Origin of the sequence: Streptomyces lomondensis (assembly GCF_014651035.1) — a bacterium.
GTDB lineage: Bacteria > Actinomycetota > Actinomycetes > Streptomycetales > Streptomycetaceae > Streptomyces > Streptomyces lomondensis.
The window spans coordinates 587,518-612,548 of the sequence record NZ_BMWC01000003.1 but is presented as its reverse complement, the minus strand read 5'-3'; the positions used below and the strand labels follow the sequence as shown (position 1 = coordinate 612,548).

The window sequence follows — 25,031 nt, the reverse complement described above, 5'->3', positions numbered from 1 at the left end:
AGTGGGTCAGGGCTGGAGGTGGCTGGTATGCCACCCGTGGTCGTGGCGGTCGTAGCGCAGTCTGCGGTGCAGTCGGTCCGAGTCGGCGCACCAGAACTCCACGGCGACCGGGGCGAGCAGGTATCCGACGAAGCGGGCGGGGCGCGGCAGCGGGGCTCCTGGGGCGGCTAGGCGGTCCGCCTCGGCGCGCAGGGCGGCCACGTCCCGCAGGGGTTCGCTCTGCCGGGAGGCCGCGGACATGGAGTGCATGGGGATCGGGCGGCCGGACCAGAGGGCGTCGGAGTCGGCGTCGCTCAACTGGGCCACGGGGCCGGAGAGGACGAGCTGCTGGCCCGTCTCGCGCCAGTAGAGGAGGCCGGACGCCCAGCCGGTGGCGGTCATCTCCCGGCCCTTCTGGCTGGTGGAGTGGCTGGCGAACACCAGTCCGCGAGCGGTGATGTCGGTGACGGAGACGATGCGGTTGGAGGCCCGTCCCCGGCTGTCGGCGGTGGCGAGCGCCAGAGCGCGTGGTTCGCGCACCTCGCGTGCGGTCGCTTCGGTGATCCACTGGTGGACGAGGGCCATCGGCTCGGCCGGCGGATCGTCGTACTCGGGGAAGTCCAGGTCGACTTCGCCGGTGAGGCTTTCGAATCGGCTGCTGTTCACGCGTTCCTCGCTAGACGTGGAGGGTGCCGCGGGCGGCGACGACGCCGTGTCCGCCGACCTCGACCGACCGGACCGTCTCGCCGGCGCCCTCGGCGGTGGCGAGCATGAGGGACGGACGGCCCATCTCGACGCCCTGGAGGATCTCCAGGTGCTGCCCGTAGGCGGCGAGTCGGTGCCGGGCCAGGTGGATGGCGAGGGGGCCGGCGGCAGAGCCCGTCGCCGCGTCCTCGACCACGCCGTAGGCGGGCGAGAACATACGGGTCCGCCAGTGGATGCCCGCGCCGGCGAAGCAGTTGGCGGCCATGTCCGGGAAGCGGCCGAGTGCGCGGTGATCGGGCCGGAGAGCGGACAGTGCCGTGACGGTCGGGAGCCCCACGAAGACGTGCCGGGGGCCGTTGCGGTAGATCTCCACGGGCGCGACGGTCTGTTCGACGCCGAGCGCCGCCAGGAGTTCCTCGCAGTGTGCGTACGGCTCCCAGGTGGGGACGGGCTGTTGCATCCGTACGGTCGACACACCGTCCTCGTCCGATATTTCGAACGGAATGACGCCCATGGCGGTCTCCAGCCGGAGCCGGTCCTCCTTGAGCGTGCGGCCCAGCGCCACCGCGGTGCCCAGCAGCGGATGGCCCGCGAACGGCAGCTCGTTGACGGGGGTGAAGATGCGGATGCGGGCGTCTCCGCCCTGTTCGGGCGGCAGGACGAAGGTGACCTCGGAGAGGTTCATCTCGCGGGCGATGCGCTGCATCAGGCCTGTGGTCAGATCGGCGGCTTCGAAGAAGACCGCCACGGGATTGCCTTCGAGCGGGGTGCGGGCGAAGGCGTCGACGACTATGTATTCGTGCACGGTGATATGTCCCCCGGAATTCGCACGGGTGCTGAGGTGGGTGCCGTGAACACGGGCCCAAGTCCGCCGAGTTGGGGCAGCATGTGCATGCCCTCGACCGTGGCTTCGACGTCGAAGCGAGTGCGGTGGGTGGGCGGTCGGCCGATCAGCTGCGCGGCCCGGTTGGGCGGCAGGTCCGCGGGACGGTCCGCCTCCCAGAGCATCACCGCACCCCACCGGTTGCGCTGCCGGTCCGCCATCCAGAACTTCAGCCGCAGACCCGGTACGTCGCTCCACGCGGCGACCGCGCCGTCCCTCAGGTGTTCCCGGAGGGAGTCGATGGTCTGCGGCGTTCCGTCGAGGTCCCACCAGGCGATGTCAACCCGCACGGCCCAGTACCTCCTGGATCGTGCGGCCCAGGATGCGCGGCCCGTCGACGGTGAGCACCGACTCGGCATGGAACTGCATCGAGGCGAAGCCGGGCCCGCGCAGGGCGTGTACCTCGCCGGTCTCCGGGTCACGGCTCACCTCCACGGCGCCGATCCCGGCGATGTCCTGTTTGTCCTCGTCGTTGCGGGCGGCGAAGGTGTTGTAGAAGCCGACGCGTTCCCGGCTGCCGAACAGGTCGATCTCCAGTTGCACGCCTTGGTTCGGAACGTCCCGGCGGATCAGGTCGAGGCCGAGGGCGAGGCTGAGCACCTGGTGGCTCAGGCACACGGCGACGAAGGGCCGTTGCTCGGCCAGCAGGCAGTCGATCGCTGAGCGCAGGCTGCGAATCTTGGGGGCGTCCGCCGCGCGGGGATCCCCCGGCCCCGGGCCCATCACAACGAGGTCATGGTCACCAAAGGCATAGGGGTCATCGAAGTGACGGACCGTCACATTTAGTCCCAGAGAGCGGAGTTGAAGCCCGATCATGGCGGTGAAGGTGTCCTCCGCGTCGATGATCAGGGCACTCAGTCCCTCCAGCCCGGTCACTGCGGGCCGTCGGCTGGCGCTCTCGTCGAGCCAGAACCGGGCGATGCCGTTGTTGCGCTGCCTCAGGGCCGCGCAGACGTCCGGGTGGGTGCCGTAACGCTGGGCACGTCCGTTCTCCAGGGCGCTGAGGAGCCCGGACGCCTTGGCGCGGGTCTCGGCGACCTCCGACAGTGGGTCGGAATGTCGGACCAGTGTGGCGCCGACCCCGATCCGTACTCGGCCGTGGGTGTCGATGTCGGCGGTGCGGATGAGGATGGCAGAGTCGAGGGATCGCTCACCGCCCACGTCCCGACCAATCAGCGCGGCCAGACCACTGTAGTAACCGCGGCCTTCGGGCTCGTACTTGCGGATGATCCGGACCGCGCTCTCCTGCGGGCTGCCTGTGACGGTGGGGGCGAACAACGTCTCGTGCAGGATCTCGCGCACGTCCCGGTCGGTGCGTCCCTCGATGAAGTACTCGGTGTGGGCCAGCCGGGCCATCTCCTTGAGATAGGGGCCCAGGACACGGCCGCCGCCCTCGCAGACGCCGGCCATCATCTTCAGCTCCTCGTCGACGACCATGTACAGCTCGTCGGTCTCCTTGCGGTCGGCGAGGAACTCGGTGACGCCTTCCAGCGTGGGGCCGGCCGGCGGGTAGCGATAGGTGCCGCTGATCGGGTTCATGACCGCGGTCCCGCCACTCACCGAGATGTGCCGTTCGGGGGTGGCTCCCACGAAGGTGCGGTCACCGGTGTGGATGACGAAGGTCCAGTACACGCCCTGCTCCCGTACCAACAGCCGGCGGAAGAACACGAGCGCGTCGCGGAGTGAGTAGCCGCTGATCTCGGCCAGGAAGGAGCGTTTGACGACGAAGTTGGCGCCCTCGCCGGTGCCAATCTCGTCCGTGATGATGCGGCGCACGGTTTCGGCGTACTGCTCGTCGTCGATGTCGAAGCCGAGGGCGGTCACGGAGGTGGGCGCGTCCGGGAGCCGGAGGAGGAGCTCTGGCACGGAAACCCGGTCCTGGCTGATGACGGACAGGGCGATGAGGGGTGCGCCGTCGTCGGGAGCCGTGAAGCCGCGCTCGGTGATCTGCCGGTAGGGCGCTACGACCAGGACATCGTGCTCGGTCCCCGCGCTGTCGGGCGTCGGCTGATCGGTGAGAGGAATGTCGGCCAGGGTCTCTGGCAGCGTCACGTCGCCGACCAGGACGTCCACGGTGTCGGGGACGCCGCTCTCCGGACGGTGTAGCAGAGCGAATGCGGGTGCCTGAAGGTCCAGTACACGGCCCAGCAGATCGCCGGGGTTTCGGGGGTTCTGGCCGTGCGACGCGCTCATATGAACACCTCCGCGGACGGGAGAACCACCGCGCAGCGCTGGGCCGCGTAGTCCAGGGCCAGTCGGTGGTGGGCCTCGGAGAAGTCGCCGAGGGCGTCGGCGGCGAGGAAGGTCTGGATGTCGTTGGTGAACGCCTCCAGTGCGGTGGCCAGGACGCCGACGTGGGCGTACACGCCACACAGCACGAGTTGGTCGCGGCCCGCGGCCCGCATACGCTCGAGCAGGTCGGAGCGGAAGAAGGCGCTGTAGCGCCACTTGGTGAGCACCCAGTCGCCCTCGGCGGGCGTGAGTTCCGCTACCACCTCGCGGTCGGCCGCATCGGTGCGCATGCCGGGGCCCCAGAAGTCCTTGAGCAGGCCCCGCTGTTCGTCGGTCATCCGGCCGGGCTGCGCGGTGTACGCCACCGGGACGCCGAGGGCGGTGGCGCGCTTGCGCAACGCGGCGGCGTTGTGGAGGAGTTCGCCGCGCAGGGGGTCGGGGAGCGCCTGGAGGAAGTAGCGCTGCATGTCGTGGACGAGCAGGACGGCGCGGTCCGGATGCGGGGTCCAGCCCGCCACGTTCTCGGGCAGGCGATCGTCGGTGGGCAGGGGGTACGACTCTATGGGGGGTAGGCCGGCCATGGGATCAGCTCCTTTCCAGCGGAGTGGCCGCGTCGGCGGGGCGTGGGTCAGAGGGTGTCGGCCCAGGCAGTGACCAGGGAGACGGCCTGCCGGGAGTTGAGGCGCGGGTCGCAGAAGGTGGTGTGCCGTTCGCCGATCCGGCCGAGTGCCGAGACGTCCACGGCGCACTCCGTCACGTCGTCCGGGGTGGTCTCCAGGTGGAGCCCTCCGGCCACCCCGCCGGCCGCCGCGACCGCGTGGCCGAATTCCTGAACCTCGCGGGCCATGGTGGGCAGCAGGCGGGTCTTCCTGCCGCCGGGTGCGGTGATGGTGTTGCCGTGCATCGGGTCGCACAGCCAGATCACCGGGTGGCCCGCGGAGCGGACCGCCGCGACCAGGGACGGCAGTCGTTCGCCGACTGCGTCGGCACCCATGCGGGAGATCAGCGTGAGGCGGCCGGGCTCGCGCAGCGGGTCCAGGCGCCGGCACAGCGAGGTGATCTCTTCGGGGGTCACACTCGGGCCGACCTTGCAGGCGACCGGGTTGACCACATCGGACAGCAGGTCGACGTGGGCGCCGTCCAGTTGGCGGGTGCGCTCACCGATCCACGGCCAGTGCGTGGAGCCCAGCCAGCGCGTGGAGTCGCCGAGTTCGCGGATCATCGGGACCTCGTAGTCCAGCAGGAGCGCCTCGTGGCTCGTCCACACCAGGGGTTCGATGCCCGGCCAGGTGCGCAGCGCCGGGGCGCGCCAGCCGAGGTGTTCCACGATGTCGGCGGCCGCCATGTACCCGGTGAGGATGCGCAGCGGGTCGGGGCGCCTGCCCTCCGGGTCGGGGTCCGGACTGTTGACCATGTGCCCGCGGTAGACGGGTAGCGCCAGGTCACCGATCTGCTCGAAGTCGTTCGACCGGGGCTTCGCGAACTGGCCGGCCATCCGTCCGACGCGCAGTACGGGCTTGCCGGTGAGCATCTTCAGCGTGGTGGCCAGCAGGTCGAGGACGGCCGACTTGCGCCGTACGTGCCCCGGCGTGCACTCCTCCGGGTCCTCGGCGCAGTCTCCCGACTGCACTACGAGTGCCTCCCCCGCGGCGACAGAGGCGAGCAGCGACCTCAGGGTGTGGACGTCGTCGAACCTGACGAGCGGCGGGCGGGAGTTGAGGATCTCCCGCACCCGCCGGACCTGTCCGAGGTCGGGCCAATCGGGCTGTTGCAGGGCCTTGGCCCGCTGGATTTCAGTAAGTGCGTGTCCCACGACAGTGCCCCCGTGAAGTGGAGAGGATTTACGTTCGGGTCATGGCATACCGCGCGTTCAGGCCGGCGGATCAGGTGGGGATCCCTTCGCGCTCGATGCGCGGTACTTCTATTCCGAGGGCCTTGAACTGCTGACAGGGGTTCATGAACTCGCGCTGCTGTTTTATCTTCCCGTTCTCGAACAGGAACGAGTGCAGGAAGTGGTTGCGGTAGTATCCGTCGGGATATCCGGGGAAAAGAATGTCTCCCTCTCCGTCGCATTCGACCCAGAAACGGTCGGGGTCCTGAGTGTCGAAGATCTCGACGTTGGTCCAGACCCAGTCGGGGAAGCACTTGAGCGACCAGACGGCGTGCTCGCCCAGCCGGTCTCGGCCGCGGATGACGATCGGTTCGCCGCTCTCCGTGGTCCACAGGCCGCCGGTGCCGTCCTCGGTGAACAGCAGGTGGCGCCGGAGCCGGTCCTCGCCGCGGGTGTTCATGTACTGCTCGACGATGGCCCGGTTGTGGGCGCGCAGTTCGGTCTGGTCGGTGGGTATTCGAGGCTTTGACATGGACGTCCTCTGCTGTGTGGGGTGAGGAATGGGTTGGAGGGTGGGAGGGTCAGACGATGAAGCTGATGTCGCGCGGGTCGCCGCCGACGAGGGCCCGGCCGTAGACCTGCTCGGGGATGCCCATGCCGAAGCCGGCGTGCCGGCTGCCGACGTTGATGTCGCGCCAGAGCCGCTGGAGGGGGTTGGACTCGTTGAAGGCGGAGGAGCCGTGGGCGGTGAGGAGGGTGTCCACGGCCTCCCTGCACAGCCGTCCGACCTGCGTGGACTCCAGCCGGTTGCGGGCCCTGAGGGTGAGGTCGGCGTTGACGCCGGCCTGGGCGAGTTCGTCGACGGTGTCCGCGATGCGTGCGGCCACCAGCTTCGCCATGTCGATCTTCGAGGTGGCGTCGGCGAGGTCCAGCTGGAAGGTCGGCGACTGCGTCTGGTTCCGGTAGGTGGAACCGGCCACGGGACGGGTGTGGCCCTTGTCGCGGACGAAGTCGAGAGCCGCCTCGGCGCCACCGATCAGGGCACCGATCAGCCCGATGGAGAACAGGCCGGTCAGGCTGTTGCGGTAGGGCAGCGCCGGATCGACGACGCCGTCGGTCTCGCCGTTGAGGATCGGCAGGTACGGCACCAGTCGGCGGTCGGGTACGAAGATCCGGTCGGCCACGACGGTGTTACTGCCGGTGCCGCGCATACCGGCGAAGTACCAGGTGTCCTTGATGGCGACCTCGTCGGCCGGCATCAGAGCGAAGCGCACATCGGGCCGGCCCGCTTCGGTGGGGACGGCGATCAGGGCGCTGACCCACTGCGCGTGCAGGCAGCCGGAGACGTACGCCCACTCGCCACTGACGATCACACCGCCGTCGACCGGCTCGACAGCCGGTGAGGGCAGCCCGAGAACCAGCGCACAGCGGGCGTCCGGGGTGTCGCGCCAGACCTCGTCGCCGGCTGCCGCCGGGAACAGGGCGGCCATGAAGTTGCCGGCGTTCAGGACCCCGGCGATCCAGGCGGCGGACGGGCAGCCCCGGCCGAGCGCGGTGGCGACGTCGAGCAGGGTGTGCATGTCCGTCTCGTAGCCGCCGAGCCGCCGCGGCGTCTGAAGCCGAAGCAGCCCGGCCTCGGTCATGGCGGCGACAACCCGGTCGGAAACGCGCCGTTCACGCTCGCATTCGACGGCGTCCTTCCACAGGAGTTCCTGCAGACCTTCGGCCCGTGCGACGAGCTCCGCCCGGTCGGGAATCAGCACCTCGCTCGCGACTGAATCGACAGAGATCGTGGAATTCGACATTCCGAATCATTCCTTTCGTGTTTCTCGTCGGGTAGCACGCTAGGGGCCTGAAAACCGGGAAGTCAAGGGGTGCTATTTCCGATTCACCGGGAATTCAGAATGCCGAAAATTGGCAGCTTTCAGCCACGCGGAGCGTTCTCGTGCCGCGTTTTCGGAATTCCGATTTCTCAGCGCTGTCGAGCGGGGCGGCGCAGGTTGCCGAGCACGACCCGGCCGACAGTGACGGGGTTGAGGAGGATCAGGGGTGAGGAGAGCAGGGAGCTGACCTTGACGAACTCCCGGGTGAGCGCCGGGTCCCGCTCGGCGGCGGTCAGCAGCCGCTCGAAGTAGGCGTTGGTCAGCCGTACCGGGAGCGGCCGGTCTCCCTCGACCTGGGGGAGGGCCAGGTCGCTGCCGACGGCCATCTGCCAGGCCACCTCGATCCGGCGGGCGGCCGCCCGGAAGAAGCGGTACGGCAACCGGTCACGCCCTTGGCCAAGGCAATCCCGCAGGGCGGCGGCCTGGAGCGCGGCCACCGACATGCCCTGGCCATAGACGGGGTTGAAGCTGCAGATCGCGTCGCCGAAGACCAGCAGCCCGCCGGGGAACCTTTCCAGCCGTTCGTAACGGCGGCGCACGCTTGCCGGGTAGCGGTGGGCGACCGGGTCGTCGAGAGGTTCGGCGCCGCACAGGGCCTCGAAGACGTCGGAGGGCACGATGGGCTTGGCGAACTCCAGGAAGTCGGCGGGGTCGGTCGGCGGATGGTGTCCGCCGTAGCCGATCAGGGTGAGCATCCAGCGGTCCTGCTCGTGCTGGAGGAAGGTCGCACCGGTCGGCCGGCCTGGCTCGGCCCCCACGATCACCACCTTGCGGCGACCGAGGGCGCCCGGCGCGAGCCGCAGGGTGCGGCTGACGTACTTGATGTCGACGGCGATCCTGTCCTCGCGCGGCGGTTCGTAGCCGAGGTCGGCCAGCCAGCGGGTGGTACGTCCGCCGCGGCCGGTCGCGTCGACCACGAGGTCGGCGGCCAGTTCCCGCGCCGCCCCGCCCTCGCGCTCCACCACGCGGACACCCGTCACGCGCGCTCCGCCCGCAGTGCTGAGCAGCCCCGCGGCTTCGCACCGGTCGATGATCTTCACACCGGGCAACTCCCGCACCCGGGTACGGACCTGTCCCTCCAGCTGGGGCCGGGTCGGCTGGTAGGTGGGGGTGGGGTCGACGTAACGGCCCTCCTGGCACAGCAGGTGGCCGCCGGGCGCGAAGTGCATCTCGGTGGGTTCTCGGACGACAGGGACCCCACCTGACTCGAACTCCTCGAGCAGGCCGGGGAACATCTCCTGCAGACCCCGAGTGCCGGCGGGCAGGATCGCGTGGGCGTGTCGCCCCTGCGGCACACCGCGCCGATTCTCGTCCGTCTCGGTGAGCGCGTCCCGGTCCACCACCGTGATCCGGTCGAACGTGTCGGACAGCACCCGGGCGGCGAAGAGGCCGGCGATGCTGGCCCCGAGCACCACGCAGTGGCCGCCACCGCGGGCACGCGGCTCCTTGGGGTCTTGTGTGCGTGCGGTGTCGTCAGACATGCGAATCCTCTACTGTCCGTGAGGCGAGTGACGGGGCGGTATTTCCCGGATGGGCCCGCGAAAGAGGAGGGCAACATAATTCCCGGGGGAACCCCACGTTCCGGACATTGGAACGGAAAGTTTCGGTAAGCAACAGGCAAGGGGATCAAAATCCGTCACCGATCCGCCCGATGAACAGGGCGATGGAACGCCGATAAAGACACCGCAGATGATCATATGCGGGCGATCTCCCCGTACGGCTCCTACCGCAAACCTGCGCCACACGGCGCGTCTCGGCCAATATCCCGGAGATGGCGAGAATTTCCGGGGTCGGCCGTGGAATGCAGGATTCCGAATTACCGGCCACACCCGAGAGTATTTCGCTCAGGGCTCCTGGCCCGTGAGCGCCGCGGTCGCCAGCCAACAGGCCGGGAGCGGGGCCACTTTGCGCCCATGGCCGATGCGCGGGTCGTCGCCGGCGTACACCTGGGTCCGCCAGCCGTGGCCGCCGAGCCACCCCTCGAGGTCGTCGCGTGCGGAAAGCCAGCGCGCGCCCTGTTCCTCGACCCGTTCGCGCACGGGCCTGCCCTCCTCCTCGAGCATGGCCGCCTTGAGGTGCTCCAGCATGAGCCGGCTGCCCGGCGCGGACAGCTCGGTGAGGCCGGCGAGAAGGGCTTCCCCGGCCGCATTGGTCAGGTACATCAGCAGGCCCTCGACCAGCCAGACCGTCGGCTGTGCCGGGTCGAAACCCGCAGCTCGCAGGGCCGACTGCCAGTCCTCGCGCAGATCGGCGGCGACGCCTCGGCGCTCGCACGCCAGGGGCAGTCCGGAGCGGGCGATGAGGGCGTCCTTGAACTGCGTCATCTCGGGCAGCTCCACCTCGAACCAACGGGTCCCAGCCGGCAGGTCCAGCCGTACCGTACGGCCGTCCACCCCCGCGGCGAGCGTGACGACCTGGCGGATTCCGGTGCCGACCCCGGCGAGGATCCCGTCGTCGAAGAACCTCGTGCGCACCGCGAAGTACGTGGGGAAGCCCTGCGCGCTTCGGTGCGTCTGCTTGATCACCTCGGCCACGTCGGCCAGAACCGGATCTTCGGAGAGCGTCGAGAGCATCGCGGCGGCGAGCGGATCCCGGAACAGCGCATCCCGACGTTCGCTTTCCAGTTGCCGCATCCAGGCGATGAAGAGCGCGGTCTGCCCCACTCCGACCGAGGGTGCCTTCACTTCCATCATAAAATCCTCCCCAAGAAGAGCTCAATTCAACGAAAAGATGCGGGACTACGTAGGCCACCGCCGCACACGGAACTTCCGTCGAAATTGCTGAATACTGCCTGGTAGATGGGGCGTGAAAGGGAGCCGAGAGATGGCCCACCCGTTCGCTGCACATGCCCCCACCATGCCCGGGCTTCTCTCACCCGAGCGGTGAACTGATGGAATTCTTGGGGCCTTGCGGCTGCGATGGTAGCGTGCTCTGCGCTATCTTCAACTTTATTCCACGGAGCAGGCCTCTACTGAAGGATGTGTGCATGCTGGACGACCTGGACCGTGCACTGATCCACGCACTGCACATCGACGGCCGCGCACCTTTCAGCCAGATCGCCGCCGCCCTCGACGTCTCGCCGCAGACCGTCGCCCGTCGCTACCGCCGGCTGCGCACCGAGGCGTCCTTACGGGTCGTTGGACTGCCGGACCCCCATCAGGCGGGTCAGACGCAGTGGCTCGTACGGCTCACCGCGGCGGCGAGTTCCGCTCAGGACCTGGCCTACGCGCTCGTACGCCGGCAGGACACCTCGTGGGTGAAACTCACCTCCGGCGGCACCGAAATCGTCGCGATCATCCACACGCCGACCGAGCCCGGCGCGGGCAACGGCAACTCCCTGCTGCTGCGCGACATTCCGCGCACCAACAACATCACCGCGGTGTCCGCGCACTGCATCCTGCACACCTACCTCGGCGGTCCGACGAACTGGCGCCGCAGCGCCGACACACTGGACGAGGAGCAGCAGCGCGTCCTGCGCGAGCACGAGGCGGCCGACACCTCGTACGTGCCCGTGCCGCGCCAACTCGCCGAAGGCGACGCTGCCTTGCTGGTCGCCTTACAGAAGGACGGACGGGCCACCCACGCGGAGCTGGCCCAGGCGACAGGCTGGTCCCCGGTCACCGTGGCGCGTCGTCTCGCGGATCTCCAGGCGGGCGCCGCCATCTTCTTCGACGTGGAGGTCGACACCGGCCACTTCGGCGCCAACACCAGGGCGCTGCTCTGGATGTCGGTGAGCCCGGCGCACCTGGAGAACGTGGCGACGACACTGGCCGGCCACGACGAACTGGCCTACGTCGCCGCGACGACAGGCCCCACCAACCTGGTGGCTCAGGCTCTGTGCCGCGACCCCGCCGACCTGCACCACTACCTGGCCCGGAGGCTGGGCTCCCTGGACGCCATCCACACCCTCGAAACCAGCCCGGTCCTGCAGAATTTCAAAGCGGCGAGCCCCATCATCACGGATCTGGCCCGCACCAGAATGCCCCCCGCTCCGGCCCGCACGCGGATCTGATGTCCTGTGGCCCACAAGCCACAGGCACGCCGAAGCGGCGGCCCGGAGGCCGCCGCACACACCTTGCGGGAAAGTGCTCGGCTAATGTCCCGCTCCTGCGTCGGCCGGAGCGTTCTTGTCGACCATCATCCGGCTGGTCGCGAAGCTGGCCACGACCAGCGCCGCGGCGACCCAGAAGGCGATCTGGACAGCGTGCAGGGCGGCCGGCGCACCGCCGTCATCGGCGCTGCCCAGGTAGACACTGCCGAGGACCGCCACCCCGAGCGTGGCGCCCAAGTGCTGGACCGCGTTCAGCAGACCGGCGGCCGAGCCGATCTCCTGCGGCTGCAGCGGCTTGAGGGCGATGGTGAAGAAGGCCGGGCTGAACAGGCCGACCCCGAGTCCGACGATCCCGAGCGCGAACAGCAGCAGTGTCGGATATTTGTGCGGGTCCGCCGCGTGATAGACGGCGACGGCGGCGAGCAGACCAACCAGCAGAACAGCCAGCCCGAGAGACATCATGCGGTGGCCGTAGCGCCTGACCAAGTGGGCGCCGGCCACCCAGGAGGCGACGGCCAGGCCCACCGACCACGGAGCGAGGGTCAGCCCAGCCTTCAGCACATCTGTACCGAGGCCGAGTTGGAGCTGAAGCACGATGACCATCATCAGACCGTTGGTGACGGCGAAGAAGGACATCGACGTCACCAGGGCGGCCGGGAAACCACGGTGGGCGAACAGGCTCGGCTCCACCAGCGGGCTGCGCCCGGCGGCGGCCACTGCACGCTGGTGCACGGTGAACACCGCCATCAGGCACAACCCGGCCGCGATGGCCGCCCAGCTCCAGCCCGACAGGGCGGTCAGGTCGGCGCCGATCAACGGGTAGACGACGAGACCGATGCCGACCATGGCCAGCAGCGTGCCGGTCACGTCGAGGCTGGGCCGCCTAGGGGCGCGGTTCTCCATCAGCCGGGGCGAGATCGCGAGGACGACCAGCGACACGGGGATGTTCACCAGGAACGCCGCACGCCACGAGGAGCCGAACAGGTCGGCGTGGGTGAGCACGCCGCCCAGCACCGGCCCGCAGACGGCGGCGAGGCCCATCACCGGCCCGATGCTGCCGAGGGCCTTGGACATCTCGGGCCCGGAGAACATCGTCTTGATCAGGCCGATGGTCTGAGGGATGATCACGGCCGCCGCGGCTCCCTGCACCGCCCGGAAGGTGATCAGAAGCCCTACCGTGGGCGCTGCGGCACAGGCGGCGGACGCGACCATGAATCCGGTGACACCGATTACGAACAGTCGCTTGCGTCCGGCGATGTCACCCAGCCGACCGCCGGTGATCAAGAGCACCGCGAACGGCAGGGTGTAGGCGGTTGTGAACCACTGGATGTCGGACACCGACCCGCCCAGATCAGCGTGGATCTTCGGTGCGGCGACCTGCACGATGGTCGCGTCCAACAGGTTCATCGCCTCACCGAGCAGCAGGGCGGTGAGCGCCAGCCACCGCCATCGGTACGCCGCGGGAGTCGGCGTCAGCACACGCTCAGCAGTCATCGAGGGTTCCTCTCCACCGTTGTCGACACGCCGGCCCGGCCCCGGCGAGCAGGGCCTCGGGGCCGACCACGACTCAGCGTGGGGCGGGGAAACGGGGTGCTCCAGCCAGAGCCGGGAGATGGCGGATTCCTTCCATCGGGGTCACTCCTGGTGTCGATTTCCCACACCACGCCGAGTGCGCGTACGTCGTCGGCGACACCGTCGTCCGCGCATGAGGCCGGGCGCGCGGTGTGAGGTTCCTTCAACAGGGCGCCCTCGATGGAAGAAATGCTCCAGTCCGCCGTCGCGACTGGAGCGGCCGTGCGTGATCACTTCACGCTGGAGTCCCCCCGGGTCCCACCGGCGCTCCGGGGCTTGATTCCCCTACGTCCATCCAGTTCAGGAGCGTGCATGGCAGTTCTGCCCGCCACCCAGAGAGAAGTCCGCCTTCTCGCCAAGCCGACCGGGCTGCCCCGCCCGGAGCATTTCGGCGTGGTCGAGACCCCCGTCGTGCCGCCCGGCGAGGGCGAGGTGCTGGTACGCAACCTCTTCTTCCACGTCTTCGCCACCCTGCGCATCCTCATCGCGGGCGCGACCCAGGACACCCCGTTCCCGGTGCTCACCGCCGGCGACACCCTGGTCGGCGCGGCGATCGGCGAAGTCGTCGAAGCCCCCGCGGACAGCGGCTTCGGACCGGGCGACCTGGTCTCCCACTGGCTCGGCTGGCGCGAGTACGCCCTCGTACCGGTAGCCGAGTGCACCCTGCTGGACCGTACCGTGCTGCCGGATCCGGTCGCTCACCTCCAGCAGGGGTGGACGGCGTACGCGGCGCTGACCCGAGGGGTCGAACTCCGGTCCGGGGACACGGTGTTCGTCTCCGCCGGAGGCAGCGGCATCGGTTCGATGGCCGGACTCATCGCCCGGCAGTTGGGGGCCGAGCGGGTCATCGCCAGTACCGGTTCGCGGGAGAAGGCCGAGCGGCTGCGCACCGAACTCGGCTACGACGACGTGGTGGTCCGCGGAGAGGGACCGCTCGCCGAACAGTTGACGAAGGCGGCACCCGACGGCATCGACGTCTACTTCGACAACGTCGGCGGCGAGCAGCTGCGGGCGGCCGTGGACGCGGCGCGCCCGGGCGCCCGGTTCGTGCTCATCGGCGCGCTGTCGGGGCAGCTGGCCCCGGACGGCACCGGGACCACGGCGCCCGTCGAGCTGGACTCGCTGCCGCTCATCCACAAGCGCATCGAGATGCGCGGCTTCAGCTCCGACGACTACGACGACAGGGACGAATGGACCGAGCGCTTCGGTGCCTGGCTCAGGGCGGGAGAGATCACCTTCCCCCATGTGCGCGTCAGGGGCATCGAAAACGCGCCGCGGACCCTGCTGGAGGTGATCGAGGGACGGCACATCGGTGCCGTCGTCGTCGAGCTGTAGCTCCGTAACCGCCCCACTTCCGCACCGAGTCAGGAGTCCCAGTGTCGCGAGCTGCAACCGAGGTCCTCGACCTCCCCCTCGACATCCCGCCGGAGCCGGACGAGCTGATCCGTGCCGCCATGGCATGGCACTTCGGTCCGACGGGATCGCCGTTCTGGCTGGAACGGGCCAAGAGCCTGCCCTTCGATCCCTTGACCGACATCAGGACCCACGACGACCTCACCCTGTTCCCCAACGTGGCGGCCGAGCTGCGGGACGTACGCACGCAGGACCTCATACCGCGTGGGTACGGCCAAACCCCCGACGTCGTAGGAGTGTTCGAGAGCGGCGGCACCACCGGGGCACCGAAGCGCGTCGTCCTGCTGCGGGACTGGCTGGAGCGGATGCTCCACTGGAGCAACCTCAACCTCGACGCCCACGGCTTCGAGCGGGGCGTCGACTGGCTCGGCCTTGTGCCGAGCGGCCCGCACATCGTCGGCGAGTACTTCCGCAGGTCCGCGGCCACACACGGACGGCACGGGTTCACCCTCGACCTCGACCCGCGGTGGGTGAAGAAACTGATCGCCGCCGGACGCCGGGCCGACGCGGACGCCTACGCCGAACACCTCGTCGACCAGGCCGCGTTCGTGCTGCGCACACAGGACATCGGCGTCCTGACGATCACTCCCCCGCTGCTCGAACGCATCGCCCGGCGCGACGACTTGACCGAGCTGGTCAACGAGAAGGTGCGGGCGATCCGCTGGGGTGGAACACAGCTGGACCCCGACTCCCGCTACCTCTACAAGACCGAGATCTTTCCCGACGTCGTCCTGTGCGGGAACTACGGCAGCACCATGATCCTCGGCTTCGCCGGCGAACGCCCGGGCCTGCCGGACGACGCCGGCTGCGTCTTCGACCCGTACAGCCCGTACGTCACGTTCTCCGTTGTCAATCCTGAAACACTGCGCCCCGTCGGGTACGGGGACCGAGGCCGCGTCCTCGTCCACCACGTCAGCAAGTCGTTCTTCCTGCCCAACAACCTGGAGCGGGACACGGCGACCCGGATCGAACCGCTCGCCGGACACACAGGCGACGCGGTGGCCGACATCGCCGCGGTGACAACCTTCGAGAACGAGAACGTGATCGAGGGCGTGTACTGATGAACGCGCCCCGATCCGACGTGGTCCCGCTCGACGCCCTGGGCGCCCGAGGACCGTACCGAGCCCACAACCGCCTGGCGGTGACCGACGTCGCGGGCCAGGAGAGTGCCGAACTCAGCCTCGTACCTCCCCTGTTCGTCGATCAGACGATGAAGGCCATGCACCGGGCCGCCACCCCCGCGCCAGACGAGCGGATCGGCATGATCGGCCGGGCCGCCGAACTCTTCGCCACCGCCACCCTGAACGGCCTGACACCCGACGCGTACGCCTACCGGGTCAGCCGCGTCGGCGGAACACCGATCTCCGTGGTGCAAGCCACCGCAACAGCCATCGCGGCACGGTTGCGCAAGGCCCACTACAGCGTGGAGCACGCCCGACCGACCGGGGCGGTGCACCGGTGGGACGATCCGCTGACCCGCACCGGGCGCGCGGTGTGGGTCCGGAGCGGGAACGTGTTCGCGGTGCACGCAGCCGGCAACCATCCCGGGCCGCACAGCCTGTGGCCGGAGGCACTCGCGCTGGGCTACCGCGTCGCCGTACGGCCGTCCCGACGCGAACCATTCACCCCTCACCGACTGGTCACGGCACTCCGAGCGGCCGGCTTCGGCGACGACCAAGTGGCGCTGCTGCCGACCGACCACACCACCGCGGACGCGCTGTTGCGGGGCGCCGACCTCGGGCTGGTGTACGGCGGTGAGGACGTGGTGCGCAAGTACGCAAGCGACCCGTCGGTGCTGACCCAGGGTCCGGGCCGGTCGAAGATCCTGCTGACCCGGGAGGTGGACTGGCGGGAGCACCTCGACACGATCGTCGACTCGGTGAGCGGTCATGGCGGCACGGGCTGCGTCAACACGACGGCCCTCTTCGTGGAGGGTGATCCCGCCCCGCTGTGCGCCGCGCTCGCTGAACGCCTGGCGGCCGTCCCGAGCCTGCCCCCGGAAGATCCGGCGGCGGCCTTCCCCGTCCAGCCGCTGGCCACCGCCAAGGCGCTCGAAGCCCATCTGCTGCACCAGGCGAGCGGCACCAGGCCATGGCTCGGCGGCGAAGGCATGCTGGACGAACTCGGCGACGGCAGCGCCGTACTGCGCGCCGCGGTCCACCAGCTCGACCGGCCCGACGCGCCGCAGGCCGCCGTGGAACTCCCCTTCCCCTGCGTGTGGGTGGCGCCCTGGACGCGCGAGGCGGGCCTCCCACCCCTGCGGAACAGCCTGGTCCTGACGGCGGTCACGCACGACGACCGGCTGGTGGCCGAGCTGGTGGAGGAGCCGTCGATCAGCAACGTGTACGTGGGGAACCACCGGACGTACTGGATGGAGTCCGGGCTGCCGCACGACGGCTACCTCGCCGAGTTCCTGATGCGCTGCAAGTCGGTGATCAGGGACTGACCGATTCCGTTGCCCGTGGCGATGAATCCCCATCGCCCCCGCCGACGAGGGAAGGGCTTCACCTCCCCGTCGGCGGCCGTGTGTCTCATCCTGCGCCGCAGGGTGCGTGAAGGATGGTGTGCGAATGCTCGACGGACTCGACCGCGCCCTGATCCACGCGCTGCACATCGACGGGCGCGCCTCCTTCACCCAGCTGGCCACCGTTCTGGCAGTGTCCCCGCAGACGGTCTCCCGCCGCTACGAGCGGCTCCGCGAGCAAGCTGCTCTGCGCGTCGTCGGGCTGCCCGACCACCAGCTGACGGGCCATGAACAATGGCTGCTGCGACTGACCGCCGACCCCGAGACCGCCCTGGACCTCGCGCACGCCTTGGTACGCCGCCCGGACACCTCGTGGGTGTACCTCACCGGCGGGGGCACCGAGATCGTCGCCGTGCTGGAGACCCCCCTGGGCACCGCACACGGTCACTCCCTCCTCCTGCACGAACTGCCACCCAGCGTGGGACTCACGGCCGTCTCCGCCCACCACCTGCTGCACAGCTACCTGGGCTGGCGCACCCCATGGCGCATGAGCGCCAACGCGCTGACCCCGCAGCAGCAACGGATGCTGTGCGGAACGAGGTTCACCGGGTACGGCGGGACGCCGACCCCGGACCGCTACCGTCAGATGCAGCTTTCCCCCGCCGATCACGCCCTGATGGACGCGCTGCGACGGGACGGGCGGGCCGCCGTCGCCGAACTCGCCGCCGACACCGGCTGGTCACCGGCGACGGTCTCGCGCCGACTGGATCACCTGCGCGCCTGCGGGGCGATCTTCTTCGACATAGAGATCGATCCCGCGCTCCTGGGTGGCAGTGTCAAGGTCCTGTTGTGGATGGTGGTCGCCCCGGCCCGTCTCGACGAGGTGGCCGCATCCCTGGCCCGTCATGACGAGCTGGCTTTCGTGGCCCACACCACTGGTCCCACCAATCTCGTGGCGCACGCCCTATGCCGGGACACCGCAGCCCTGTACCACTACCTCACCCACGGCCTGGGCACGGTCAAGGCAATCAGCAGCCTGGAGACGGCCCCGGTTCTACGGACACTCAAGGCAGTGGGCCCGAGCCCGTCCGCAGGACCGCCTTCTCGCCGAGGGTGAACCACGCGGGAGGGCGATTCCCAGCCACGGACCCTCCTTCAAGACCGGCCAGGAGCACAGAATAGTCGAAGGCCGCACAACCGCTCTCCAGGGAAAGTCCCAGCACTCCGGGCAGGCACAGCGCCGCTCCCGGCCCAACTGCTCAGCGCACTTCGCTTCCTGGGGCCGCCCCGGCGGCTTGACGTGCACCACCGTCACAAGCTCGTCGATGCGCACCAGCAGCAGATCCGGCATGTGCTGACAACCGCCACCGCCATCATCCGAGAGTACCTGGAACGGTCGATCGACAATCCTCACGACGTCCCCGGCGAAGCCGCCTGAGAGAAACGGGCTTTCAGTCTCACGTCGATGCCCCAAGGGCCGGGAGTTCATCAAGGAGCTGGCGCACATCGCCGACTCCATCGGGATCAACTCGCCGCCCCACGAGGGCAGCTACCTCATCGCGACACCCGGTGAACCGTCCGCCGTCGTCGGGGCCAGCCGTAGCCGGTCCGCTATCACGTGGCGCGCCTCGGCCTCAAAAGCGTAGCCGAGGTGCTCGATTGCCAGCATGGGGTTGGCCGCCGCAGCCAGGGCGAGAGGGCGCTGAACATTGAGTCGTTCAACGATCCCGGCGGCGCGAGCCCTCCCCTCCGCCCATGAGCCGATCCGTTCAGTCATCCCCGTCCCCCTGGTCGGATTGGCTGTGCGGCACACATAGTCCTAGATCACAAGAAAGGGGTCTAATGGGATGAAAGGCACGCTTATTGGCGGGGATGGGCGCCGCCAGGACTTCATGCGGTCCCGCTACGCTCCACAACGATCTGCCGACATGTGAGTGGTGCTGTAACACGCAGGTAGAGGCGCCTGCGAGGGCCATAGAGCAGGCGCCTGCCCGACACCACCCCGTTCGTCGGCGCCGCCATGATGACACCGACACTCGACGACCCCGACGTGGGCATCTCCCTGGGCGTACGCGCGAACCTGACCGACCAGGAGCGCGCCGCCGTGGACGAACCGGCCAGCCGCCTCGGACTCACCGGGACCTCGCGATCACCCGCAAGACCCTCACCAGCCTCGCCGACCGGCTCCCCGCCACCACGCCGGACTTGCCAGAGCACCCGGACTACCCCCGCATCCTCGCCGCCTTCAACCACGCGACCGGGCCGCTACGGGCCAAGGACGTCTGCGAAGCCCTCGGCCACGAACTGCTGCCGAAGAACATCGAAGGAACCCGCGCCAAGCTGAAACGCCTGGTCAAACTCGAGATCCTCACCGAGGCCGACAGCGGCAACTTCACCCAGAGAAGCAATAGTCGACGGAACCTCCACCAGCGACCTTGCTCCAACCTCAGCTGGAAACGGACATCACCTTACGAACCGGCCTCTCACAGGCGGAGGGCACCCTGATCTTGTTCCAGCCAGGCTTCCTGGACTCCGCCACCTCCGCTCTCGCCCGAGTGGACGATCCGTACGCCCCAGTCGTCCTGACCTCGGAGACCGAAGACGATGCCCTGTCCACGGCCCTCGACCATCTCAGGGGCGAGTTCCGGGCCCTGGGAGAATTGCCGGTCGAGGCCCACGTTTCGGTACTGCGCCACCTTCTGGCCGCCCTCGTCCTGCGCCTCGCCCACCTCCCCCGCCGCCTGGACGACTACGCTCGGGCCCTCGGATACTCCGCGCGCACCCTCTCGCGCGCCGCACTCTCCGCAGCCGGCGTCAGCGCCAAGGAGTACATCGACCGCCGGGTCATTCTGGAAGCCAAGCGGCTACTCGCCCACGGCGACCAGCCCGCCTCCCGGATCGCCACACACCTCGGCTTCTCCAGCGCCACCAACTTCAGCAAGTTCTTCCAGCAACGCACCGGCCAGTCCCCCATCGCCTTCCGGACCATGGCGCGCCAAGGCACCGGGGAAAACGATGAGCAGCCATATGAGAAGCCGCACGACGGGCTCGGCCCTGATCTCCAGGCATCACCCCCCTGCAGCCTCGCCGAGGGTCGCGCAGCGGACACCCACGGGGGTGGTCGGCGGCGGCTACCTCCGTCCTGAGCCCGTGAGGAAAGCTCAGCGGGCCGCGACCACCAGCGCCAGGACCAGCAGCGCCGGCACCGCCTGAATGAACAGGATCCGACGGCTGGAAGTCGCCGCCCCATAAGCCCCGGCGACCGCAACACACACCAGGAAAAATACCTTCGCCTGGAAACCGACCGGATCGGCGGTGACCGCACCCCATACCAGGCCCGCGGCGAGGAACCCGTTGTACAGGCCCTGGTTGGCGGCCAGAGCCTTGGTGGAGGCGGCGAACTCCGTCGTAGTGCCGAAGGAGGCTCTGGCTCGGGGCGTGGTCCACAGGAACATCTCCAGGACCAAGATGTAGAAATGCAGCGCTGCTATGGCCAGCACCGCGAGGGTGGCGACGATCGACATGTCCGTGAGCATACGGTCTCGGAACCCTGCTGCACCGCAGCCGTTCGTGAGGCGTATCCGATGGTCTGGGCCCCTGCCCGGCGGGCCGTGCGTGCGGCCCGCCCAGGGGTCAGTGCTCAGAGTCGGCCAAGGTAGTGGAACGTGCTGTAGTGGTCATTCGTCCACCACACATCACCCGTGGTCAGGGCCCGGACGATCCGACGTGCGTCGCGCCGGGGAACGTTGCTGTTCCCCGTCCCCGTGTAGACAGTCGTGTTGTACTCCTGGAAGGTCCCCCGGTAGCCGATGCTGCTCGTCCCCGCCAGGCCGGCGTTCATGAACGCCCGCAGTCGCCCGTCGTAATCCTGGTACCGACCTCCGGTGTAGATGATGGTCTGCACGGTCTGGCCGGTCCGAGCGTCCCGGACAGGATGACCGGGGAACCACTGCCGGTCGCCGATGTTGTGCCAGTTCGGCCACTGCTGGTCGTACCAGTAGCCGATCCCCCGGGTCATGTCGTGCGGCGCGGGCTGGTGCTGAGCCTGGCTGCCGAAGACCCCCGCCGGCGGGTTGTTGTTGCTCTGGTTCGGGCCCGATGGCGGGATGGGCTGGGCCACGGCCGCGCCGGAGCTGCCGAGGGTGAGGCCACCGCCGAGGGCGGCGGCCGCGAGCCCCAGAGCGATCGCTCGTCTGGTGCGCTGCGTCGTCTTGCGCATGACGTTCTTCTCCTGTGGTGGTTGGCCGGCACCACCGCGGTGACCGGCCCGATGACCACGCTCAGGTGCTCGGCGTTTGACCGGCAACCCGCTCCGGGACAGCAATCAAAACGCTCTCACCAGGCAATTCAATGCCGGACCAATCAATCGCCGCACACTCTGCGGTACGGCACGTCGGGCACGTACGTCCGCCACTGCGCCGGCGTCAGACGGTCACCGCCCGACCGTGCGCACACCGACGCGACCGCCTTCGACGGCTCGATCGTGTAGCGCTGGAGGGGCACGTGAGCGCTTCCCGCGTAGAGCACGGAGCTGTCCGCTGCGAACGCCACGGTGTCGATCGCCTCGCCCGGGGTCGTGAGCAGGCCTCCGAGGGGCTGCTGGGTTGCGACGTCCCACAGCTGGAGGCTTCCGGCCTCGCCGCCCACTGCCATCGTGCGGCCGTCGGGGCTGATGGCGAGCGCGCTGACGGCCTCGGAAGCGTCGTCGGTGATGGCGTCTGTGATCGCGTCGGCGTGTCCTTCCGGGAGGGCGGGAAAGACATTTGGCAGGAGACCCGTCCGTTGTCGCAGCTTGCCGTCCCACAGGGCGACGCGGCCCGTCTGGTCCCCTGCGGCGAACAGCGAACCGTCCTCGGAGAAGGCCAGGGCTTCGATGTCGCTTCCCTGGATGAGGTTTCGTCCCGTGCTCCCGCCGTCCGGCAGAGTGACCACGTGGTTGTCGCCGACAAGGAGCCGTCCATCGGGGCTCAGGGCGAGGGTCCCGCTGGACAGGTCGCCTGCGGCGGCTTTCGTACGGCGCCGGCGGGCGGTGTCCCAGGTCTCGTCGCTCGTCTCTCCGACAGCGGTGGTGCGCGTGAGGTGGAGCGTGCGGGCCTCCGGGCCGAGGGCGATGGTGACCACCGCGCCTGCCGTGGTCGTTGTGGCCAGGTCCATGGTCGTGCGGGCTCGGTCCTTGCCGATGTCCCAGATCATCAGGGGCTGGGGCGAGGCGTCGGTGCCCGGTGCCGAGACGGTGTAGGCGAGTGTCCTGCCGCCTGGGGCGAAGGCCATGAGGGGGAGGGTGTCCTGCGGTTGCACCGGCCGGGAGGGGTCGTGAGAGACGGGCAGGGGCGTGGTCGGCAGGGTTTTCAGCAGGTGTCCGTCACGGGCGTCGCGCAGTTCGAACCGGTACGAGCCACCCGTGCGCCGCGCTGTGGCGAGGGTCTGGCCGTCCGGGCTGAGCAGTACCTTGTCCAGCGGCTCGGCCCGCCAGGCGGACGTCACGGCCTGCGCGACGTCCATGGAGTGGACGGCGCCGCCTTCGAGGTAGTGCAGCACCGGGCGCGCGGAATCCCACGCCAGGCCACCGTCGAGGTGTTCGTTGTTGAGGGAGTGCCGGTGCACCGGGGCGTCCACGCCGAGCCGCCACACCCGGACTTCCTCTTTGTCGGCGGTGGCCAGGAACTTCCCGTCCTTGTCGAAGGTGACGTGGGTAACCCCTGGGTCGGCGAGATCGGCGAGTTGCTTGCCCGACCCGGTGTCCCAGACGCGCACCCCGCTTCCCGTCACGGCGGCGAACCGCTGCCCGCCGTCGAACGTCAGCAGCGAGCCCACCTCTCGGCAGACGTCGCCGACGTGCTCCCAGTCGCCGTGCAGTGCGCGCCGGCCCGCCAGGTCCCGCACCTGCACGGGCCCGCCTCCTGCGGGGCAGACCGCGACCAGCCGCCCGTCCTCGCTCGGTACGACCGTGCCACCCGAGTCCGTCTGCCGCCGCAGCTTGCCGTCCGAGATCGAGCGCACCTGCACCCGCGCGCCGTCCGCGCTGCTGACGACGTAGTCGTGCTGGGCGAAGACCACGTACGAGGACGCGGGCAGCCGGCCCCCGAACCACATTCCCGCCGCCGTGTCCCACAGACGTACGGCGTCGCCCGTGTCGAGTGCCAGGAGCCGCCCGTCCGGGCTCACCCCGGTCACCGTGCTGTCCCGCGGCAGCGTCCCCGAGGCGATCCGCCGGTGCCGCGCGACGTCCCAGGTCCGCCAGGTACGGCCCTCGACGCTGAGCAGCCTGCGGCCGGAATCCGTCAGAGCGCGGAAGGGGCCGTCGCCCGGTGCCGGATCGGAGAAGATGTCCTGTTCCTGCTGGCCGAGTGAGCCCAGCAGGGCCCGCCGGGTCTCCGGCAGCTCGGCCACCCGCCAGGCGGCGACACCCAGCAGCTGCGCGGTACGCGGGTCGGTCGTGCGCAGGGCGTCGGCGACGGCGGCCACACGGCGGGCCGCGTCGTCGGTGCGGCGACGCCGGTTGTCCTGGTGCTGTACCCAGGCACTCAGACCGGCGACCAGCGCCACCGCGAGGACGCCCGACAGCACGCCCACCGCGGTCCGTGCCCGGCGCGCAGAACGGGCCGCGGCCCTGCGCTCCGCCTCGCGGGCCTCCAGGGAGGCGGTGAAGAACTCCCGTTCCGGCACGGTCAACGACGGGTCCTGCTCGCGGTCGGGGAAGAGCTCCTCCAGGCGTTTCAGGCGGGTGCCCCGGTACAGACTGCCGGGGTCCCGGTCGTGTTCCAGCCACGCGCGGACGTCCTCGGCCAGCCGGCGATGACGGCGCAGCCGCTCACGTTCCTCCTCGACCCAGCCGTGCAGCCGCGGCCACGCGCTGATCAGCGCCTCGTGGGCGAGACGGACACCGCTCTCGTCGACGGTCAGCAGCCGCGCGCGGGTCAGTACCTCCAGCACGACGGGCAGGTGGGGGCAGGTCCACTCCGCCCGTTCGGCCCGCGTGAACGGGCGTCCGGTGTCGGGGGTGCCCAGACCCGGCTCGACCATGCGCAGCAACAGACGCCGCGCGGCCGCCGCCTGGTCCGCGGTCAGCTGCTCGTATGTCTCCTCGGCGGTGGCCGCGATGGCACCGCGCACTCCGCCCGCCGCCTCGTAGGCGGCCAGGGCCAGCATCCTGCCCTTGCGGCGCCGCCAGGTCTCCAGCAGGGCGTGCGAGAGCATCGGCAGCGCGCCGGGCTCGTCGAGGACTTCCTCCACGATGCGCGCGGTCAGCGCACGCTCCACCAGGAGACCGGCCTCCTGCGCCGGCTTGACGACCACCTGCCGCAGCTCGTCCGCTGTCATCGGGCCGACCAGCAGCCCGGCACCGCACAACGTGTCCGCCAAACCCCGGTGCTCGCCGCACCGCGGGTAGAAGTCTGCCCGTACGGCGATGAGGACCCGCAGCCGGCTGCCGGGGTTGCGGGCGGCGAGCAGCAAGTCGATGAACCGGGCGCGTTCGGCCCGGTCGCGGCAGAGGGTGAAGACCTCCTCGAACTGGTCCACGACCAACCAGCTCTCCGGATCGTCCTGCGTCGGCGCCAGTAGACGGGCATGCGTGGTGGCCGGCCGGTCGCCGGGAGTCACCACCCGCAGCAGTGCCGGCCGGTCCTCTTCCTCGATCCGCCGCTGGAGGCGCGGTATCAGCCCTGCCCGCACCAGCGAGGACTTTCCGCTGCCGGAAGCGCCGAACACCGCGGCGAACCGGTGCCCACACACCAGTTCCAGCAGCTCGTCCACCAGTCGGTCCCGGCCGAAGAACAGCGCCTGGTCGGCCGTCTCGAACCGGGCCATGCCCCGGTAGGGCGGCACGAGTTCCTCGTCGTCCTCGCGAGCCTTCCCCGCCGCCTCGGCCTCGGCGTCCTTCCAGCGGGCCTCCCACTCGCCGGGGTCGCCGCCGCAGGCGCGCACGTACTCCCGCACCACGGGAAGGGACGGCAGCCGTTCGCCCGCCGCCGCCTCGGACAACGTGCTCGCCGAAAAGCCGGACGCCCCCGCCATCC

Annotated in this window: 20 protein-coding genes and 1 pseudogene; 7 read left to right on the top strand and 14 right to left on the bottom strand. The window is 69.6% G+C overall.

What is annotated here, in order from left to right:
* Positions 1–6: 6 nt before the first annotated feature.
* The 10 genes from phzG to IE255_RS14165 form a co-directional block, all read right to left on the bottom strand.
* On the bottom strand, positions 7–645 hold the full coding sequence (phzG, locus tag IE255_RS14210) for a phenazine biosynthesis FMN-dependent oxidase PhzG (protein ID WP_190050584.1): 639 nt from the start codon (positions 643–645) through the stop codon (positions 7–9).
* 10 nt (positions 646–655) lie between these two features.
* Positions 656–1,489, bottom strand: coding sequence for a PhzF family phenazine biosynthesis protein (locus IE255_RS14205; RefSeq protein ID WP_190050583.1), 834 nt, complete (start codon positions 1,487–1,489; stop codon positions 656–658).
* A complete protein-coding gene (locus tag IE255_RS14200; protein ID WP_190050582.1) occupies positions 1,474–1,857 on the bottom strand; it encodes a hypothetical protein in 384 nt (127 codons plus the stop codon). Before IE255_RS14200 ends, IE255_RS14205 begins: the two co-directional genes overlap by 16 nt.
* Positions 1,847–3,760 carry an anthranilate synthase family protein gene (locus tag IE255_RS14195; RefSeq protein WP_190050581.1) on the bottom strand — a complete coding sequence of 638 codons (1,914 nt, stop codon included), beginning with the start codon at positions 3,758–3,760 and terminating at the stop codon, positions 1,847–1,849. Before IE255_RS14195 ends, IE255_RS14200 begins: the two co-directional genes overlap by 11 nt.
* Entirely contained in the window at positions 3,757–4,380 is a 624-nt protein-coding gene (locus IE255_RS14190) for an isochorismatase family protein (protein ID WP_190050580.1), read from the bottom strand. The genes IE255_RS14195 and IE255_RS14190 overlap by 4 nt, the downstream gene beginning before the upstream one ends.
* A gap of 47 nt (positions 4,381–4,427) precedes the next feature.
* Positions 4,428–5,612 (bottom strand): 3-deoxy-7-phosphoheptulonate synthase, encoded by a 1,185-nt coding sequence (locus IE255_RS14185; protein ID WP_190050579.1) that lies wholly within the window; start codon positions 5,610–5,612, stop codon positions 4,428–4,430.
* A gap of 70 nt (positions 5,613–5,682) precedes the next feature.
* Positions 5,683–6,162 carry a PhzA/PhzB family protein gene (locus IE255_RS14180; RefSeq protein ID WP_190050578.1) on the bottom strand — a complete coding sequence of 160 codons (480 nt, stop codon included), beginning with the start codon at positions 6,160–6,162 and terminating at the stop codon, positions 5,683–5,685.
* Positions 6,163–6,211: 49 nt separating this feature from the next.
* Positions 6,212–7,435, bottom strand: coding sequence for an acyl-CoA dehydrogenase family protein (locus tag IE255_RS14175; RefSeq protein WP_190050577.1), 1,224 nt, complete (start codon positions 7,433–7,435; stop codon positions 6,212–6,214).
* A gap of 167 nt (positions 7,436–7,602) precedes the next feature.
* On the bottom strand, positions 7,603–8,994 hold the full coding sequence (locus IE255_RS14170; RefSeq protein WP_190050576.1) for an FAD-dependent oxidoreductase: 1,392 nt from the start codon (positions 8,992–8,994) through the stop codon (positions 7,603–7,605).
* A gap of 363 nt (positions 8,995–9,357) precedes the next feature.
* Entirely contained in the window at positions 9,358–10,206 is an 849-nt protein-coding gene (locus IE255_RS14165; protein WP_229906395.1) for an SAM-dependent methyltransferase, read from the bottom strand.
* A gap of 293 nt (positions 10,207–10,499) precedes the next feature.
* Here IE255_RS14165 and IE255_RS14160 point away from each other — a divergent pair, with 293 nt between their 5' ends.
* Entirely contained in the window at positions 10,500–11,525 is a 1,026-nt protein-coding gene (locus IE255_RS14160; RefSeq protein ID WP_190050575.1) for an Lrp/AsnC family transcriptional regulator, read from the top strand.
* A gap of 81 nt (positions 11,526–11,606) precedes the next feature.
* Here the strand turns inward: IE255_RS14160 and IE255_RS14155 are convergent, their stop codons facing one another.
* A complete protein-coding gene (locus IE255_RS14155; protein WP_190050574.1) occupies positions 11,607–13,058 on the bottom strand; it encodes an MFS transporter in 1,452 nt (483 codons plus the stop codon).
* A gap of 390 nt (positions 13,059–13,448) precedes the next feature.
* Between IE255_RS14155 and IE255_RS14150 the strand changes: the two genes are divergently transcribed.
* The 6 genes and pseudogenes from IE255_RS14150 to IE255_RS14125 all read left to right on the top strand — a co-directional run bounded on the left by IE255_RS14150 (position 13,449) and on the right by IE255_RS14125 (position 20,159).
* Positions 13,449–14,471 carry an MDR family NADP-dependent oxidoreductase gene (locus IE255_RS14150; protein ID WP_190050573.1) on the top strand — a complete coding sequence of 341 codons (1,023 nt, stop codon included), beginning with the start codon at positions 13,449–13,451 and terminating at the stop codon, positions 14,469–14,471.
* Positions 14,472–14,512: 41 nt separating this feature from the next.
* On the top strand, positions 14,513–15,610 hold the full coding sequence (locus tag IE255_RS14145; protein WP_190050572.1) for an acyl-CoA synthetase family protein: 1,098 nt from the start codon (positions 14,513–14,515) through the stop codon (positions 15,608–15,610).
* Positions 15,610–16,995 carry an aldehyde dehydrogenase family protein gene (locus tag IE255_RS14140; protein ID WP_190050571.1) on the top strand — a complete coding sequence of 462 codons (1,386 nt, stop codon included), beginning with the start codon at positions 15,610–15,612 and terminating at the stop codon, positions 16,993–16,995. The genes IE255_RS14145 and IE255_RS14140 overlap by 1 nt, the downstream gene beginning before the upstream one ends.
* A 124-nt stretch (positions 16,996–17,119) precedes the next feature.
* A complete protein-coding gene (locus IE255_RS14135) occupies positions 17,120–18,130 on the top strand; it encodes an Lrp/AsnC family transcriptional regulator (RefSeq protein WP_229906394.1) in 1,011 nt (336 codons plus the stop codon).
* Between the two features lie 1,013 nt (positions 18,131–19,143).
* Positions 19,144–19,518, top strand: a pseudogene (locus IE255_RS14130) (hypothetical protein); the annotation flags it as partial.
* A gap of 50 nt (positions 19,519–19,568) precedes the next feature.
* Positions 19,569–20,159, top strand: a complete 591-nt coding sequence (locus IE255_RS14125; protein ID WP_373309601.1) for a helix-turn-helix transcriptional regulator — start codon at positions 19,569–19,571, stop codon at positions 20,157–20,159.
* Between the two features lie 15 nt (positions 20,160–20,174).
* Here IE255_RS14125 and IE255_RS14120 read toward each other — a convergent pair whose 3' ends face one another.
* The 3 genes from IE255_RS14120 to IE255_RS14110 form a co-directional block, all read right to left on the bottom strand.
* A complete protein-coding gene (locus IE255_RS14120; protein WP_190050568.1) occupies positions 20,175–20,537 on the bottom strand; it encodes a DUF1304 domain-containing protein in 363 nt (120 codons plus the stop codon).
* A gap of 116 nt (positions 20,538–20,653) precedes the next feature.
* Positions 20,654–21,232 carry a hypothetical protein gene (locus IE255_RS14115; RefSeq protein ID WP_190050567.1) on the bottom strand — a complete coding sequence of 193 codons (579 nt, stop codon included), beginning with the start codon at positions 21,230–21,232 and terminating at the stop codon, positions 20,654–20,656.
* Between the two features lie 143 nt (positions 21,233–21,375).
* The gene (locus tag IE255_RS14110; protein WP_443732523.1) at positions 21,376–25,029 is read right to left on the bottom strand and encodes a WD40 repeat domain-containing protein; all 3,654 of its coding nucleotides are present in this window, start codon (positions 25,027–25,029) and stop codon (positions 21,376–21,378) included.
* Positions 25,030–25,031 lie beyond the last annotated feature (2 nt).

Coding starts and splice junctions, on each gene's coding strand:
- IE255_RS14180 (WP_190050578.1), bottom strand. CDS start 6,162: ATGTCAAAGCCTCGAATACCCACCGACCAGACCGAACTGCGCGCCCAC.
- IE255_RS14175 (WP_190050577.1), bottom strand. CDS start 7,435: ATGTCGAATTCCACGATCTCTGTCGATTCAGTCGCGAGCGAGGTGCTG.
- IE255_RS14120 (WP_190050568.1), bottom strand. CDS start 20,537: ATGTCGATCGTCGCCACCCTCGCGGTGCTGGCCATAGCAGCGCTGCAT.
- IE255_RS14140 (WP_190050571.1), top strand. CDS start 15,610: ATGAACGCGCCCCGATCCGACGTGGTCCCGCTCGACGCCCTGGGCGCC.
- IE255_RS14155 (WP_190050574.1), bottom strand. CDS start 13,058: ATGACTGCTGAGCGTGTGCTGACGCCGACTCCCGCGGCGTACCGATGG.
- IE255_RS14135 (WP_229906394.1), top strand. CDS start 17,120: ATGCTCGACGGACTCGACCGCGCCCTGATCCACGCGCTGCACATCGAC.
- IE255_RS14160 (WP_190050575.1), top strand. CDS start 10,500: ATGCTGGACGACCTGGACCGTGCACTGATCCACGCACTGCACATCGAC.
- IE255_RS14195 (WP_190050581.1), bottom strand. CDS start 3,760: ATGAGCGCGTCGCACGGCCAGAACCCCCGAAACCCCGGCGATCTGCTG.
- IE255_RS14110 (WP_443732523.1), bottom strand. CDS start 25,029: ATGGCGGGGGCGTCCGGCTTTTCGGCGAGCACGTTGTCCGAGGCGGCG.
- IE255_RS14170 (WP_190050576.1), bottom strand. CDS start 8,994: ATGTCTGACGACACCGCACGCACACAAGACCCCAAGGAGCCGCGTGCC.
- IE255_RS14165 (WP_229906395.1), bottom strand. CDS start 10,206: ATGATGGAAGTGAAGGCACCCTCGGTCGGAGTGGGGCAGACCGCGCTC.
- IE255_RS14115 (WP_190050567.1), bottom strand. CDS start 21,232: ATGCGCAAGACGACGCAGCGCACCAGACGAGCGATCGCTCTGGGGCTC.
- IE255_RS14150 (WP_190050573.1), top strand. CDS start 13,449: ATGGCAGTTCTGCCCGCCACCCAGAGAGAAGTCCGCCTTCTCGCCAAG.
- IE255_RS14190 (WP_190050580.1), bottom strand. CDS start 4,380: ATGGCCGGCCTACCCCCCATAGAGTCGTACCCCCTGCCCACCGACGAT.